The organism is Streptomyces sp. NPDC045701, from assembly GCF_056432045.1.
Window position 1 is genome coordinate 67385 of the sequence record NZ_JBWKJV010000017.1, and the last position, 15314, is coordinate 82698.

General features: G+C 73.4%; 10 protein-coding genes. 3 read left to right on the top strand and 7 right to left on the bottom strand.

Features of this window, described 5'->3' with window-relative positions; translation table 11 throughout:
- The first annotated feature begins 145 nt into the window (after window positions 1–145).
- Complete coding sequence (locus AC07DW_RS19480; protein ID WP_478858889.1) at window positions 146–1483, top strand: ROK family protein; 1338 nt, start codon at window positions 146–148, stop codon at window positions 1481–1483.
- A gap of 72 nt (window positions 1484–1555) precedes the next feature.
- On the opposite strand, the gene AC07DW_RS19485 is transcribed toward AC07DW_RS19480, so the two are convergent.
- The 6 genes from AC07DW_RS19485 to AC07DW_RS19510 form a co-directional block, all read right to left on the bottom strand.
- The gene (locus AC07DW_RS19485) at window positions 1556–2890 is read right to left on the bottom strand and encodes an ABC transporter ATP-binding protein (RefSeq protein ID WP_478858890.1); all 1335 of its coding nucleotides are present in this window, start codon (window positions 2888–2890) and stop codon (window positions 1556–1558) included.
- Window positions 2891–3054: 164 nt separating this feature from the next.
- Window positions 3055–4074, bottom strand: a complete 1020-nt coding sequence (locus tag AC07DW_RS19490; protein WP_478858891.1) for a LacI family DNA-binding transcriptional regulator — start codon at window positions 4072–4074, stop codon at window positions 3055–3057.
- Window positions 4075–4167: 93 nt separating this feature from the next.
- Window positions 4168–6690 (bottom strand): beta-glucosidase, encoded by a 2523-nt coding sequence (locus tag AC07DW_RS19495; protein WP_478858892.1) that lies wholly within the window; start codon window positions 6688–6690, stop codon window positions 4168–4170.
- 172 nt (window positions 6691–6862) lie between these two features.
- The gene (locus tag AC07DW_RS19500; protein ID WP_478858893.1) at window positions 6863–7957 is read right to left on the bottom strand and encodes a DUF1996 domain-containing protein; all 1095 of its coding nucleotides are present in this window, start codon (window positions 7955–7957) and stop codon (window positions 6863–6865) included.
- Between the two features lie 95 nt (window positions 7958–8052).
- The gene (locus tag AC07DW_RS19505; RefSeq protein ID WP_478858894.1) at window positions 8053–10227 is read right to left on the bottom strand and encodes a discoidin domain-containing protein; all 2175 of its coding nucleotides are present in this window, start codon (window positions 10225–10227) and stop codon (window positions 8053–8055) included.
- 668 nt (window positions 10228–10895) lie between these two features.
- Complete coding sequence (locus AC07DW_RS19510; RefSeq protein WP_478858895.1) at window positions 10896–11363, bottom strand: hypothetical protein; 468 nt, start codon at window positions 11361–11363, stop codon at window positions 10896–10898.
- Window positions 11364–11534: 171 nt separating this feature from the next.
- Between AC07DW_RS19510 and AC07DW_RS19515 the strand changes: the two genes are divergently transcribed.
- Both AC07DW_RS19515 and AC07DW_RS19520 read left to right on the top strand, forming a co-directional pair.
- A complete protein-coding gene (locus AC07DW_RS19515) occupies window positions 11535–11921 on the top strand; it encodes a CorA family divalent cation transporter (RefSeq protein ID WP_478858896.1) in 387 nt (128 codons plus the stop codon).
- A gap of 55 nt (window positions 11922–11976) precedes the next feature.
- The gene (locus tag AC07DW_RS19520; protein WP_478858897.1) at window positions 11977–13092 is read left to right on the top strand and encodes an AI-2E family transporter; all 1116 of its coding nucleotides are present in this window, start codon (window positions 11977–11979) and stop codon (window positions 13090–13092) included.
- 91 nt (window positions 13093–13183) lie between these two features.
- On the opposite strand, the gene AC07DW_RS19525 is transcribed toward AC07DW_RS19520, so the two are convergent.
- The gene (locus AC07DW_RS19525) at window positions 13184–15067 is read right to left on the bottom strand and encodes a DNA/RNA non-specific endonuclease (protein WP_478858898.1); all 1884 of its coding nucleotides are present in this window, start codon (window positions 15065–15067) and stop codon (window positions 13184–13186) included.
- Window positions 15068–15314: the final 247 nt, after the last annotated feature.

Here is a 15314-nt window from a genome sequence, read left to right on the forward strand (position 1 = left end):
GGGAGAGGGTGCGCGACGTCCCGCGTTCGACCCCTGAAGAACCTCTCGGCTTAATTTAGGATGTGAGTTAAACCTCAAGCGAAGGTCGCGTCAAGAGGTGCCGCAGGGGTATGTTGCGAGCCAGGACCTAGGGAAGAGGGTGCCCGTGAGAGTGCGCAGCGGCCGGACGGTGCGTGACCTGCGGCGGGAGAACCGCACCGCCGTTTTGCAACGGTTGTATTTCGACGGGCCGCTGAGCCGCTTCTCGCTCGGCCCCGCCACCGGCCTGAGCTCGGGCTCGATCAGCAACGTGGTGGCGGAGCTGGTCGCCGAGGGACTGGTCGAGGAGGCGGGCAGCGTGGACTCCGCCGGCGGCCGCCCCCGCACGCTGCTGCGCATCAGCCAGCACAGCGCCTACATGATCGGCGTCGACATCGGGGAGACCCGGGTCCGGGTGGAGCTCTTCGACCTGGCGCTGACCGAGCTCGCGCGGGTGGAGAGACCGCTCACCACCAACGGGCCGCGCCGTGTGGACCGTTACGACGTCACCGTCGTCGTCGGCCATGTGCGCGACGGCGTCGAGCAGGTCGTCCGGCAGGCCGGAATCGACGCCGAACGGCTGCTCGGTGTGGGGGTCGGGGTGCCCGGCATCGTCGCCAGGACGCCGGAGGACGGCGCGGTGGTGCACGGCCAGACCATCGGCTGGAACGCCGTGCCGCTGGAGCGGCTGCTGCGCGAGTTCGCGGCGCTGCCGCCGTCGGTGCCGTACTTCATCGACAACGGCGCCAAGACGCTCGGGCAGGCGGAGATGTGGTTCGGCGCCGGGCGGGGCGCCCACAACGCCGTGGTGGTGCTGTTCGGTTCGGGCGTCGGCGCGTGCGTCGTCACCGACGACCTGCGCTCCGGCCGGGCCGTGGAGTGGGGCCATCTGACGGTACGGGTGCGGGGGCGGCGCTGCCGCTGCGGCGCCCGGGGCTGCCTGGAGGCGTACGCGGGGGCCGAGGCGCTGCTGGAGCGCTGGGCCGAGGCGGGCGGGAAGCCGCCGGCCGGGGCGGACGAGGAGGCGGCGCTGACCTCGATGCTCGCCGCCGCCTACCCGGACCGGGCGGCGGGCACGAACGCGGACCCGGGGGCGCCGGTGCGGCCGGACGCCACCGCCCTGGCCGTACTGGAGGAGACGGCCGAGTACCTAGGCGCGGGGTTCTCCGACCTGATCAACCTCTTCCAGCCGGAACGCATCCTCGTCGGCGGCTGGGCCGGCCTCCAGCTCGGCGCCCGCTTCCTCGACTCGGTACGGGCCCACGCCACCTCGTACGCCCTGTCCTACCCCGCCACGCGCGTCCGCATCGACCTCGGCACCCTGGGGCCGGACGCCGTCACCGTCGGCGCGGCGATCCTGCCGCTCGCCGACTTCTTCGCACGCGGCGGCCGGCGCGGGCGTCCGGACGCCGAGGAGCCGGCACCCGCCTGGCAGGCCACCCTCCGGGAGCGGGCGGCGCCCTGAGCGGGAAGTGTCCGGCGGGCGGCGCCTGGGGCGCGGTAACGGGGCCCGTCACCGGTCCGGGCCGGCGGGCCGCTACTGGTCCAGGCCGGGCATGTCGTCCGGGGCCGGGCAGATCCTGCGGCCCTGGTGGTCGAACACGTACAGCTGCCCCAGGTCGACCAGCAGCGGCACCTGCGCGCCGGTCCGCACGCGCCCCTGCGGACCGGTCCGCAGGACGAGGTCGCTGCGGACGATGGTCCGGCGCTCCGGCTCGGACGTGAGGTCCGGGCCGTCGTCGGCCACCGTCACCCGGCCGGACATCCGGGACGTCACCCGCTGCCTCATGCGGCGCAGCCCGTGCCGACGCCGCGCGTGGCCTGTGGCGCCCGCGCCCCGGGGCCGTGACGCCTCCAGGTCGGCCACACCCGCCGGCCGCGAGCCGGTGTCCAGGTGTACGAGCACTTCGTGCCCCTGGTACTCGACGTGCTCCACCACGCCGACCAGCGCCGCCTCGCCCGGCCTCGCCCGGCTCGGCGGGGCGATCCGCACCGCCTCCGACCGCAGGCCGACGATGATCCGGCGCCCCTGCTGGATGCGCAGGAGCTGGTGGTCCACGCTCAGCGGTTCGGGCAGCGACAGGCGCTGGTGACCGAGTTCGACCGTCATCGGGCCGTCGAGCGGCGCGTGGACGACCGCGTCCAGCAGGTTGATGCGCGGTGTGCCGATGAAGGCCGCGACGAAGACGTTCGCCGGGCGGGCGTACAACTCCTGCGGGGGGCTGACCTGTTGCAGGGCGCCGTCACGCATCACCGCCACCCGGTCGCCCAGTGACATGGCCTCGGACTGGTCGTGCGTCACGTAGACGGTGGTCACGCCGAGCTCCCTGGTGAGGCGGGAGATCTCGGCCCGCAGGTGGCTGCGGAGCTTGGCGTCGAGGCTGGACAGCGGCTCGTCCAGCAGGAAGACCGACGGCCGGCGGGACACCGCCCTGCCCATCGCCACCCGCTGGCGCTCACCCCCCGACAGCTGCGACGGGAACCGGTCGAGCAGGTCCTCGATGGCGAGCATCCGCGCGGTCGCGTCCACCCGCGGGTCGTGGTCCGCGCCGGGGTCCCTGAGCCGCAGCGGGAAGCCGATGTTCTCCCGGGCGGTCATGGACGGGTAGAGCGCGAAGTTCTGGAACACCATGGCGATGTCCCGTTCGCGCGGGGGTACGTCGTTGGCGTACGAGCCGTCCAGCAGCAGCTCGCCCTCGCTGATGTCCTCCAGTCCGGCGATCATGCGCAGGACGGTCGACTTCCCGCAGCCCGAGGGACCCAGGAGGACCAGGAACTCGCCCGGCTCGACGGTCAGGGAGACCCGGTGGACCGCGTAGGAGCCGCGGTCGTACTTCTTGCTCACATCTCGCAGCACGATGGCGCGACTCATGGAGATCCGCCCGGAGTAGGGAGAGGGAGGGGTGGGGGGTGAGGCTGAAAATAGCCCATGGGGCGGCGCCGGGGAACGCTTTGGGACGGACCGGGAAAAGTCGCGCGGCCGCCCCCGGACCGGGGTCACGGGCGCGGCGGCGCGTCGGTCATGACGCCCGGACGTCAGGCCGACGCACGCACCACGAGCTCGGGCTGGAAGAGCAGGTGCGCGGGGCCCCCGGCGGCCCCCTGGAGGCGCGCCGCGAGCAGTTCGCCCATATCGGCGGCCATCTTCTCGACCGGCTGGCGCACCGTCGTCAGGGGCGGCCGGCACGTCACGGCGACGCTGGAGTCGTCGAAACCCACCACGGCCACGTCGTCGGGCACGCGCCGCCCCCGCTCCGACAGGACCTGGCACGCCCCCTGGGCCATCAGGTCGTTGGCCGCGAAGACGCCGTCCACCTCCGGGTGCCCGGCCAGCAGGCGGGTCATCGCCGCGGCGCCGCTGTCGACGGTGAAGGTGCCCTCCACGGCCGGTGCCGGGCCCAGGCCCGCGCGGGTCAGGGCGTCACGGAACCCGGCCAGTCTGTCCCGGCCGGCGGGCAGGTCCTGCGGAGCGCTGATCGCCGCCGGGCGCCGGCACCCGCGCGCCAGCAGGTGCTCGGCGGCGAGCCGCCCGCCGGTGCGGTGGTCCAGGTCCACGAAGGCGAGGGGCAGTCCCTCCGGGGGGCGGGCGAACAGCACCACCGGGACACCGGCGGCGTGCAGCATCTCCGGCAGCGGGTCGGCGGTCTGGAGGGAGACCACGAGGGCCCCGTCGGCGCTTCCCTGGCGCAGGTAGTCCACGACCTGCTGCCGGGCCGGCGCGGACTCCGCGAACATCAGCACCGGGTGCATCGCGCGCCCCCGCAGGTACGCCACGGCTCCGCTGACGATCCGGCCGAAGAACGGGTCGGCGAAGACCCGCGCGGCGAACGCGTCCCCCGCCCCGGACACCAGGAGCGCCACGGTGTCGGCGCGCCGGGTCACCAGTGACCGGGCCGCCCGGTTGGGGGCGTACCCGGTGCGTTCGATGGCCCGGCGGACGAGGTCCTGGATCCCGGGGTCCACGTTGCGCACGCCGTTGACGACGCGCGACACGGTCGCCCGGGAGACCCCTGCCTCCCGCGCCACGTCCTCCAGCGTCGGTCCCCGCCTGTCCACCCCGGCACTCTAACGTGCCGTTTTGCGGCGCCGGCAGCCACTCCCGCCGGCCCCCGCGTCCCGGCCGGGCGGTGCGCGCGGGCCCTGGCCGGCTCATGGCGCGCCGCCCGGCCCCGTGCCGCAGGCGCCGCTGTCGACGACGAGGTCGGCCTGCCATTCCGGGGCCCCCGCCGAGCGGCCCGCCATGAGGTGGTACGTCCCGGGCTCGACGCGCCAGCACCCGTCCGCCGCGCTCCAGTGCCGCAGCGCGCGGGGCGCCACGACCACGTCGGCGACCGCGCCGCGCCCGGCATCCGCGTGCACCGCCGCGTAGCCGGCGAGCCACCGCGCGGGGCGCTCCACGGCGGAGTCGGGGCGGGACAGGTACACCTGGACGACCTCGCGGCCGGGGCGCGTCCCGGTGTTGCGCAGCGCGACCCGGACGGTGAACGGCGCACCGGCCGGTACCCGGGGCGGGGCGTCCACCCGCTCGTACGCCCAGGTGGTGTAACCCAGGCCGTGGCCGAACCAGTACGCGGGCTCCCGGCCCGCCCGCAGCCACGCGCGGTAGCCGATGTTCAGGCCCTCCGTGTAGGCGAGTCGCCCGTCGACCGGCCGGGTGCGGGTGACGGGGGCGTCGGCGAGCGAGGCGGCCCACGTCGTGGGGAGCCGCCCGCCGGGCTCGCGGCGGCCGAACAGCACGTCGGCGAGTCCGCCGCCGGCCTCCTGGCCGGGGAACCAGGCGAGCAGCAGGGCGCCGACCTCGTCGCGCCAGGGCAGTTCGACCGGTCCCCCGCTGTTGACGACCGCGACGGTGTTCGGGTTGGCGGCGGCGACCGCGCGCACCAGGTCGTCCTGGAGCCGGCCGAGGGACAGGCCGGAACGGTCGTGGCCCTCCGTCTCGCTGTGCTCGGTCGTGCCGACGACGACGACCACCGCGTCGGCGCCGCGCGCCGCGTCCACCGCCTCGGCCAGCGCGGCGTCGGGGTCGCGCCGCGGCGGGGCGGCGCAGACGAGGGTCGCCCGGCCGGTCCCGGCGGCCAGTTCACGTCGTGCGACGAGGTGGACGGGCCGCCTGCCGTCCAGGTGCGCCCGCGCGGTCCGCAGGGGCGGCGTGACGTGCACGAGCGCGGGGTCGTCGGTGTCCCGGGGGTAGGTGCCGTCCAGGACCTCGCGGCCGTCGGCGGTGAGGGTCAGCCTGCCGAAGCCGCCGATGCCGAAGGTCCACTCCCCTGCCCCCTCGGGCCGGAGCAGGGTGCTGATCTCCACGGTGTGCGCGCCGGGAACCTGCCGCGGTTCCAGCTGGCGTCCCGTCAGGCGCCGCTCCGCGTACAGCTCCCGCCCCTCGGCGTCCAGGCAGCGCAGGAGCACGCCCGGCTCCCCCGACCTCGGGTCGGTGCACCGGCCGGTGTCCAGCGGCGCCGGCGGCTCGTCCGGCGACGGGCCGGGCGCGTACACCACCCGGCCCCGGCCGCGCAGGTGGGCGCGGATCCCGTCGAGCGGCGTGACGACCCCGGACGGGAAGACGCCCGCGCTGCCGCCCCCCTGGACGCGCGGTGAGGCGGCGTGCCCACCGATGACGGCGACCGTCCGCAGGGCGCCGGGGTCGAGGGGCAGCACACCCCTGTTGCGCACCAGTACGGCTCCGGCGGCGACCGCCCGGCGCAGCAGCAGCCGGGTACCGCGCACTCCGTGCGCCCCGGGGCCGGCCGGGAAGCATCCCGCCGCGTGGCGGGCGCCGTCGGGCCGGGGGCCGGCGCCTTCGGGTGCGAGGCCGGCGCCTTCCAGCGCACCGACCCGGGAGGCGAGGCGGAGCAGGCGCCGTACCTTGTCGTCGACGGCGGACTCGGGGACGCGTCCGTCCCGGACGGCGCGGACCAGGTCCGCCGCCCAGGGGCTCTCCGGACCGGGCATCGCGAGGTCGAGGGCCGCCCGCGCGGGTTCCCCGGCGGTGCGGACGGCGGCCCAGTCGGAGACCGCGACACCGTCGAAGCCCCACTCCCCCTTGAGCGGCTCCGCGAGGAGCGGATGGGCCGTCATCGTCGTGCCGTTGACGCCGTTGTACCCGGCCATGACCAGCCACACCCCGGCCTCCACGGCGGCCTCGAAGGGCACCAGGTACACCTCGCGCAGGGCCCTCTCACGGACGCGCACGTCGACGTCGAGCCGGTCGGTCTCGGAGTCGTTGGCGACGAAGTGCTTGGCCGTCGCCGCCACACCCCGTGCCTGCACGCCCCGGATCAGCGCGGCGCCGGTGCGGGCGGTCAGCTCCGGGTCCTCCGAGAAGCACTCGAAGTGCCGGCCGCCCAGGGGCGAGCGGTGCAGGTTGAGCGTGGGCGCGAGCACCACGTCCACGCCCTTGCGGGCCGCCTCGGCCGCGAGGAGGCCCCCCAGCTCCGCCACCAGCCGCTCGTCCCAGGCCGCGCCGATGGCCGAGGCGGAGGGGAGCAGCGCGGAGGTGCGCCGCTCGTCCCACGCCTCCCCCCGTACCCCCGCGGGCCCGTCGGAGCAGACCATCGCCCGCAGTCCGATCGCGTCCTCGGCGGCCGTGCGCCAGGTCGTGGCGCCGGTGAGGAGACGAACCTTCCGGGTCAGGTCCAGCTTCTCGACGAGTCGGTCGAGCATGTCGTCACGCATCGCGATCCCCCTCCTGCTCGTGTGTCCGGGGAGGGCGTGCCCTCCCTGTGCCGGGCCCGGTGGGCGCCCCCTGCCGCCGGGGCCGGGGGTGCGGTGGGCGGGCCTGTCGAGGGTCCGGCCGCCCCCCGGGGAGCGGGGGCGGCCGGACCGCCGGTCGATCGCGCCGGCCCGGTCAGGGCAGGCGGTACCCCGCGTCGAGGACCGCGCCGCGCTCGGGGTGCGTCTGGTCGTAGCCGCGCGGATCGCACTGGAGGCCGCCCACGACGCAGTGGTCGACCATGGCCTTGAGGGTGCGCTCCTCCCAGGCGTTGAAGAAGTCGGAGTGGAAGGAGTAGCCGCGTCCGCTGGCCAGGCGGACCTGGCTCATGTCGCCGTTGACCGGCCACGCCATCTTGAACTCGATCATCGGCAGGGCGACCGGGTGGGAGGCCGGGCACATGTTGTCGTTGGTGCCGGGCTTGACGACCGGGTAGGCCATGTGGCTCTGGTGGTTCGGGGTGTCGAGGTACTTTCCGTCCCAGCAGCTGGGGGCCTGCATGCGCAGGTTGAGCTGGACGTCCGGCCGGCTCGGACAGCTCGTCGGGATGTCGGTGTTGAAGAAGCTGTCACCGCATTCCCAGCCCTCGACGAAGCCCTTGTGCGCGCGGAACTCCTGAGCGGTCTGCGTCGGGTTGCCGACGACGAACCGCAGCCCCTTGGGAAAGGGCCGCACGCTCCGGTAGTCGGTCACTCCCGCCTTGTAGTAGATGACCTGCGGGCCCATCGGCAGGATCTTCTGGTCGCCCTTGTACAGCGAGGGCATCCAGTAGGCGGAGGCGTCGGCGGGCGCCTTGCAGGTGGTGCCGCCCCCGTAGAGGGAGCCCGTGGTGCTGTCCGCCCTGGTGGAGGTGTTGCCCATGAACGTGTGGTCGTGCGACCGGCCCGGCTGGCCGGGGTAGACGATCGGGTCGTCCGGGGCGGTGTGCGTCACGGAGCAGTTGGCCTGGAACTCGTGGAAGTAGCGCGGCGGCGGTGTCGCGCCGGACGGCGTCACGCCGGTGACCTGCGGTACGGCCGGGATGTAGCCGTCGCCGTCCGGGTCGTCGCCGGACGCCTGGGTGGACACCGCCATGGTGTGCCCGGAGTGGTGCGCGGCGGCCTGGGCGATCGCGGCCGGGGCGTCGCCGCCGGGACCGGCCGCCGAGGCGATGGTGCCGAGGCCGAGGACGCCGGCGATCAGGGCGGTGCCGAGGAGGAGTGCGGGGAGCCGTGCCGGGCTCGATCTCATGGGGATCTCCTGCCTGGGTGGTGGGGGTGGGGGATGGTGCGTGCGCCGGGGGCGGGGGCGCGGGACCCCCGCCGTGGTGCGTCCGCGGGGAGCGGTCAGCTGTAGACGCCGAACTCGTGGAGGGAGTAGCCCCACCCGGTCCCGCGCGCGGTCAGGTGGAGGCGTACGTGACGGGCGGTGGCCGTCACGTCGAGTGTGTCGACGTCACCGTTGCCGGTGGTCGTCGCGTAGGACGTACGCCAGTTGGTGCCGTCGTCGGAGAGCTGCACCTCGTAGGACTTGGCGTAGGCGGGGTCCCAGATCAGTTGCAGCTTGCGGATGGCGGTCGGTGCCCCGAGGTCGACCTGGATCGACTGCGGGTCGCTCCAGTCGCTGGCCCAGCGGGTGCCCGGGTCACCGTCCGTGGCCTTGGCGGGCGGGCACGGGCAGTCGCCGTACTGGGCCTGGTAGGAGGAGGCGGTCGTGGGCTTGTTCCGCGCCACGTCGGTCCCGGTGACGGGCGGGGCGACGACCTTGACCGACTTGGCCTCGACGCCGGCGTTGCCGCGTCCGTCCGTCGTCTCGATGTAGACCTTCCACACGCCGAGCTTCTCCGGTGCCGTGACGGCGAAGGTGCCGTTGCCGGTGGCCCGCCACTTGGCCTCGACCAGGCTCTTGTCGCCGTTGGCGTAGTTGCCGCTGAGGAAGATCTTGTAGCTCAGCGGGTCGTTGTCCGGGTCACGCACGTCCGCGCGGACGGTGAACTCGCCGCCGGCCGGCGCGGCGGAGGCCGGGGAGACGGTCATGTCGCTGATCACGGGCGGGGTGTTGTCGCCCGCGGTCGAGCCCGCGTATGCCTGCTTGACGGCGTAGTACGAGAGCCGCTTGAGCCCTCCGGACAGGACGTTGAACCAGATGCCGCCGAAGTCGTGTTCGGTGCCGTAGTGGAAGAGCGTGGCGCCCAGGGCCACGCCCGTGTGGCCGGTGACGCAGTTCCACGCCTTGGTGTAGCCGTCGCGCTTCTGTACGTCGGTGGGCTCGTCCGGGATGCCGTTGGCGTCGTCCGGCACCTCCCACTCGCCGGCCGGGCCGCCCTCGGTGATGATGTAGGGCTTGCTGTAACCGCCCTGCTGCCAGGCGCTCCGGACGCCGCAGATGTCGCCGTAGGAGTTCATGGAGTACAGGTCCAGGTCCGGCGCGTTGCGCTTGTAGTAGGGCCAAGCGCCCGTCCACGCGTCGGTGGAGGTGACGGGGTGGTCCGGGTCGATGGAGTGGATCTTCTTGGCGACGTCGTTGACGAAGGACGTGTACGCGTTGCGCTGAGCCTCCAGTTCGGTGCCGCCGTAGCAGTTCTGGAGGCCGAGGACCGACTCGTTGCCCACGTTCCACATCAGGGTGCCGGGATGGCTCTTGTAGGCCTCGACCCACTTGGCGAACTCGGTGAGCATGGTGTTCTTGTACGTCGTGTCCGTCAGGTAGTCGACGCAGCCGCCGCTGCCGGGGCCGCCGCCGGGCTGGAGCCAGAAGCCGTTGATGATCCGGATGCCGTTGGCCGCCGCGCTGTCGAGCAGCGGCTTGGTCGAACCGTCCGTTCCCCAGGTGCGGATGGTGTTGACGCCCATGGACTTCAGGTCGGGGAGGTAGCGCGGGCCGTCCGCGACGGAGGGGCCCCAGGTGAGGCCCTTGACCGTGTAGGGCTGACCGCCGACCCTCAACTGCCAGTTCCCCTGGGAGCCGGTGACCTGGACCGCTCCCCCGGGCGGTGGGGTGGTGCCACCGCCACCGTCGCCGTAGACCTGGAACTCCCACAGCGAGTACCCGTAGCCGCCGGCGCGGGCCACGCCCTGCATCCGGACGTACCGGCCGGAGCCGGAGACCGCCACGTCGTCGGTGCCGCCGTCGCCGCCCGTGACGGTCCTGAGGGTGCGCCAGTCGGTGCCGTTGTCGGACGCCTGGATCTGGTAGCTCCTGCCGAAGGCGGCCTCCCAGGTCAGGACGACACGGCTCAGGTTCTTGCTCGACCCGAGGTCGACCTGGATCCATTCGCCGTCCCGCCACTGGCTCGCCCAGCGAGTGCCCGTCAGGTTGCCGTCCACGGCGGCACCGGGGGCGAACGCGTCGCCCTCCTGGGAGGAGGCGGTGGCCGGCCGGCCCTGGGACAGCAGGGTCTCGGCGGCGTGGGCCTGCGGGGGCACGGAGAGCGTCAGGGACGAGGCGACCAGGGCGCCGAGGGTGAGGAGTGACAGTGGCCCGCGACGCGGGCGGACGGACGCAGAGGGGGGTCTGGACACGTGTGCTCCTGGGCTGATGCGGGCCACCGGGCGGCGGGGAACCGGCCGTTGCGGGCCGGCGTGCGCGCGGTTCGCCGTATGCGGACGGAGTGGCTGGGCGGACGGGTGCGGCTGCGGTGTGCGCGGCCCGGGGTACGGGGGCCGTTGGTCGGGAAGGTGTCCGGAACGTTCCGGGAGAGCGCTCTCCCGCACCATGCACGGCTCGGTCGGGCACGGTCAATGGCTGGGACGGGTCTTTTCTTTCGTCTTGACTTAAGCCCCGTCGAGGCTCACCCTGGAGCACCGCGCCCTGCCGGCGCCCCTGCTGGAGCCGGTCGGTCCACCGGCCAGGTGTGGACGGGGAGCGCCCAGGTGCGTGTACTCGATGTACTGCCGCGTCATCCGCCGCAGTGCCCGGTGCCGGAGGTGACCGATGTCCTGGAGATGGTGGGCCATCATCGACTGCCACACCGCGCCGTGGCGCCCGGTGACGCACCGCCGCTCGACCACCCCCACAGCCGGTCCCGCCAGGCCGCGTCCATGCCCGGCCAGCACGGCCGCGCGTCGATCCCGTGCCGCGCGGCGGCGTGCGGGGTGTCCTCGGCGACCGGGAACGACATCCGCGTTACGCGTCTCGCGCCACAATGCCCTGCCGAACGGGAACGGGGAGTTGACCGCCAGGGGCCCGGTCAGCCGTGGGCGCAGCGGCTGTCGGCGGTGGTCAGGACGCGCATGCGGCGGAACAGGTCCCGGGTGAGACGCCGCTGAAGAGTCGTGGTCCAGACGAGGTCCGGGTACCGGCTGCGCAGGTGCGCCACCGCCCTGGTGGGCAGCCCGGTGTTCACCAGGGGGGCGTCCAGCTCCACTGCGGTGATGGTCCCCGTGGCGCAGGTGGGGCAGACCCGGAACGTCACGCGCCCGACGACCTTCCTGACGTGCACGAGCAACAGGTCCTGCACGCCGCCGTCGCCCGGCGGGTTCGGGCCGGCCAGGAGGTCGATGTCGCGGTAGGCGATGACGAGACGGTGCCACCTGCTCCCGGGCCGGCTCGGGCGGCGGTGCCGGGCAGGCCGGCGGACGGCGTGGGCGCTCCGCCGTGCGAGGTGGGCCGGCGGAGGTGAGGCGACGGGCTTGACGAGCGCGCGGAGTGCCAGCATGGCGTGCGGGTGCCCCGGAGCGCCCGGCTCACTCCCCGCGCCGTCCGCACGGGCCACCTCGGCAAGGGACGGCGCCACCCGCGTACCCGGGCTGCCTGCCATCGACCGTCGACAGGTGCGGACCGGACACGGCGCGCCGTTCGGCGGCCCACCGGCCCGTTCAAGCGGGCCGTGGCTCCGCCGGAGCCGCTGCACGTCCTCGCCCCCGCGCCGTCCGCCGTCCGCGCCGGTCGCCCCGGACGTACGCCCGTACTTCCGCGACGTGGACGGTCACCGGGCGGCGTCAGCGAACGGAGCGCCGAGCAGGGCGCGTTGCTGGACTCGATCCTCCCGGCGCACCTCGCCCCGGTCACGGTCGCCCGAGACGAGGACATGTGCCGGATCACCGCCTGGGCCGCCGTCATCGCCGTCCCCACCATGGTCCGCGGTGTGTACGGCGTGAACTTCGACCGTGTGCCCGAGTTCCGGTGGACGTACCGGTACCCCCTGGCCCCGGGCGTCGTCGCCCTCATGTGTCTCCTCGTCCACCGGGGCTTCCGCCGCAACGGCCGGCTGTGAACGGGGGCCGCCTCGTCCGGCGGCCCGGCGGAGCGGTGTCAGTAGGCTGACGTCCATGTCTGCCACGTTGAATGCCACGAAAGCCGCCGCCGCGCTGCGTACATCGGCGCGCGTCTCCGCCGAGTTGTTGTTGGTCCTCGTCATGGCTGCGGTGGCCGTGTGGTTCCTGGGCCGCATGTGGCCGGTCGTCTGGCCCCTCGTCGTGGGCCTCCTGCTCACCACGCTGACCTGGCCCCTGACGCGTTTCCTGCGGCGGCACGGATGGCGCCCGGCGCCGGCCGCGGCGGTGGTGACGGTGCTGTTCGTGCTGGTCGTGGCGGGGGTCGTGGCGCTCATCGCGGTGCCGGTCGCGTCCCAGTCCGGCGAGCTGGCCAAGGGGGTGGGCGAGGGCGTGCAGAGGGTGCGCGAGTGGGCCGCCGGGCCGCCGCTGAACATCGACGACGCGCAGATAGCGGGCGCTTTCGACGCCGGTGTCGCCCGTGCGCAGAAGAGCGTCGGCAGCATGGTGACCGCCGTGGTCACCGGGATGAGCACCGTGTTCAGCGGTGTGGTCACCACGGTCCTGGCGCTGTTCCTGATGTTCTTCTTCCTCAAGGACGGCCCGAGGTTCCTTCCGTGGCTGTCCCGTCAGCTGCCGGGCAGGCTCGCCACCGACGTCCCGGTCGTGGCCGAGCGCTGCTGGGAGACGCTGGGCGCGTTCGTCCGGTCCCAGGCGCTCGTCGGTCTGCTCGACGCCGTCTTCATCGGCCTCGGCCTGTGGATCCTGGGAGTTCCGCTGGTCCTCCCGCTGGCGGTGCTGACGTTCGTGTCCGCGTTCGTCCCCATCGTGGGCGCGCTGTTCGCGGGGCTCGTCGCCGTGCTCATCGCGCTGGTGTCGAACGGCCTGACCGACGCGCTCATCGTGCTGGCGATCATCGTCGTCGTGCAGCAGCTCGAAGGCAATGTGTTCCAGCCGATGATCCAGAGTCGCGGACTCGGCCTGCACGCGGCGGTGATCCTGCTCGCGGTGACGCTGGGCGGCAGTCTGGCCGGCGTCGTGGGCAGCCTCCTCGCGGTGCCCGTCGCCGCGCTGATCGCGGTGGTCTGGAACTATGTGCGCGAGCAGCTCGGCGAGCCGCCGCAGGAGCCGGAGACCGATCACGCGCCCACGGGCGTCGCCGTCCCGTCGTAGCGCCTCGCCCCGCGCATGCCCGCCGGGCCGTGCGGCGACGACGCGGCGGGCGTGTGGGGCGTCGCGGCCGGGCGAGACTTCCGGACACGACCTAGCTCCAGTCGATGTCGGACCGGCGCTCCAACGGCGACCTGTCCTCCAGGGATTCCGGCACCACCAGCGTGTCCGCCTTCGTCATGGCGGCGGGGAAGCGCAGACGGGTCCGCTTCTGGATCTCCGACAGCCTGACCTGGAAGACCCGGAACTCGTCCAGCTCCAGTGCCTCGGCCAGCTCCAGGCTCTGTGTCAGCAGGAAGGCCTTGCACTTGAGCGTGCCGTCCTCGGTGAAGACGAGCACCTTCCAGAACTCGCGCGGGATCCCGACCCCCCGGAACACCCGGTCGTCCTCGTGGAACACCGGGCCCCCGAAGACGCTCACCCTCAGCTGGTCGACCCTGACGTCTTCGAAGACAGCGTCCTCCAGGTGTCCCCAGATGCCGTCGCGCGAGCTCTGGTTGAAGTCGTCCATCTGCGGGGTGATGTTCGTGTAGAAGAACGAGTCCTTGTTGGCTCGCGCGGCCTCGGTCAGCGGACCCCAGAGCACGTCGGCACGGCGCGCGATGTGTCCGCGGTCGAGCCGGTTGCCGCGTCCCTTGTACAGCTCGTTGCTGACCTGCGCGGCGGCCGGCAGCCTCGGGTCCTTGACGAAGTCGATCCCGTTGCGGTCGAGCTTCTTGAGCGAGCCGCCGTCGATGTTCCAGGCGACCCAGAAGGCGAACCGCCGCGACGCGCTCAGGGCGAGGGAGAAGTGCGTGTAGGGGATCACCTCGGAGCCGTCGAGGCGGACGGCGTCCTGCTTGACCGACGGGTTGAGCCGCGGCGTGCTGATCGGTACCGCGAGGAAGCCGGGGTCGTACCCGGTCACGGCCTCCAGCGACTCGGGGTCCGGCCGGGTGAGGGTGATCTTCAGTTCACCGAAGACCGCCTGCGGGAAACAGGCCAGGGCCCGCTCCTCGGGGTCGTCCTCCGCCTCGCCGCCGAAGTGCAGACCGGCCAGGACGTCCGTGGGCCTCCCGGAACGCGTCGTGAACATCCAGACCGACCCGGAGTCGCCGGGCAGGCTGATCTCGTCGCCGGCCGCCGGGTGCTTCGGGTCGGGCCCTATCTCGAAGCATTCGATCTCGCGCACTCCGACCGGCAGGCCGTAGTTGATGCTCACCTTGACGAAGGGCCGGGTCACCGTGCCGTGCGTGACCCCGGTGGTGCGGCCGCTCTTGACGACCCCGTCGTCGATCTGCGGCTCACCCAGCTTCGCCGGGGTGACGTCCAGGCCGAGGATGTCCGTGGCGAAGTCCCGGTCCGAGAGGGTCGACACGGCGCAGTCGCCGACCCTGCCGAGGTGGGCGCGCTTGAGCGTGCCGAGGCGGTTGAGGGCGAGGCGGCTGTCGTCTGCCTTCCCCGGCTGCACGACCGTGTCGCCGAGTTCGCCGCCAACGCCGTTGAGCACGTGCCAGTTGCTCAGGAGGGACGGGGAGCCGTCGTTCCGGTCGAAGACGACGCACCCGAAGGTCCCGGCGGACACGTTGACGTTGCCCACGCTCACCCCGGGGCGGGCCGGGGTGAGGCGTTTCTGGCGCTCCGGAGTCTCGCCCTCGGGCACCACCAGGAAGTGCGGCTGGTAGGAGCGCTGGATGACGTCCGTCGGTACTTCGACGCCGTCGCCTATGTCGATGAACGCGGGGATCTCCGTGGTCCGCAGGCCCTCCATGGCCTCCGGGCGCACCTTCCTGTCCACCGTGAACTGCAGGGCCAGTTCCTTGCTCCGCCGCCCGTTCCTCTCCTTGTACCCGATGCCGATCGAGGACACGTTCGGGTCGCTGAGGAAACGCGAGCCCTTGGCGCGGATGAATTGCTTGAGGTCACTGATCAGCTGTTGCTGCCCGCCGTCCGGGGACGAGGACCCGTGGCCGGCGGACGCGCGGTTCTTGGCTGCCATCGGGGGCTCCTTCACGCGTGGGGTCCAGGCGTGGGATGCCCTGCCGAAAGGGGACGTGATCCAGCGGTGGTGGAACCCGAAACGAACGGCCCGGGCCTCCCGCTCCGTGTGCACTTCCAGCGTACGGCGGGGACACTTCGGCGGCGCGCCGAGCCGGCGCGCGGGGGGCGCGGACCGACGGGCCGGACTTCGGGGTGTTCGCGAGCGCGGGGCGGCGAGGCGTCGGCACCCCCGCCCACGGCGGTGG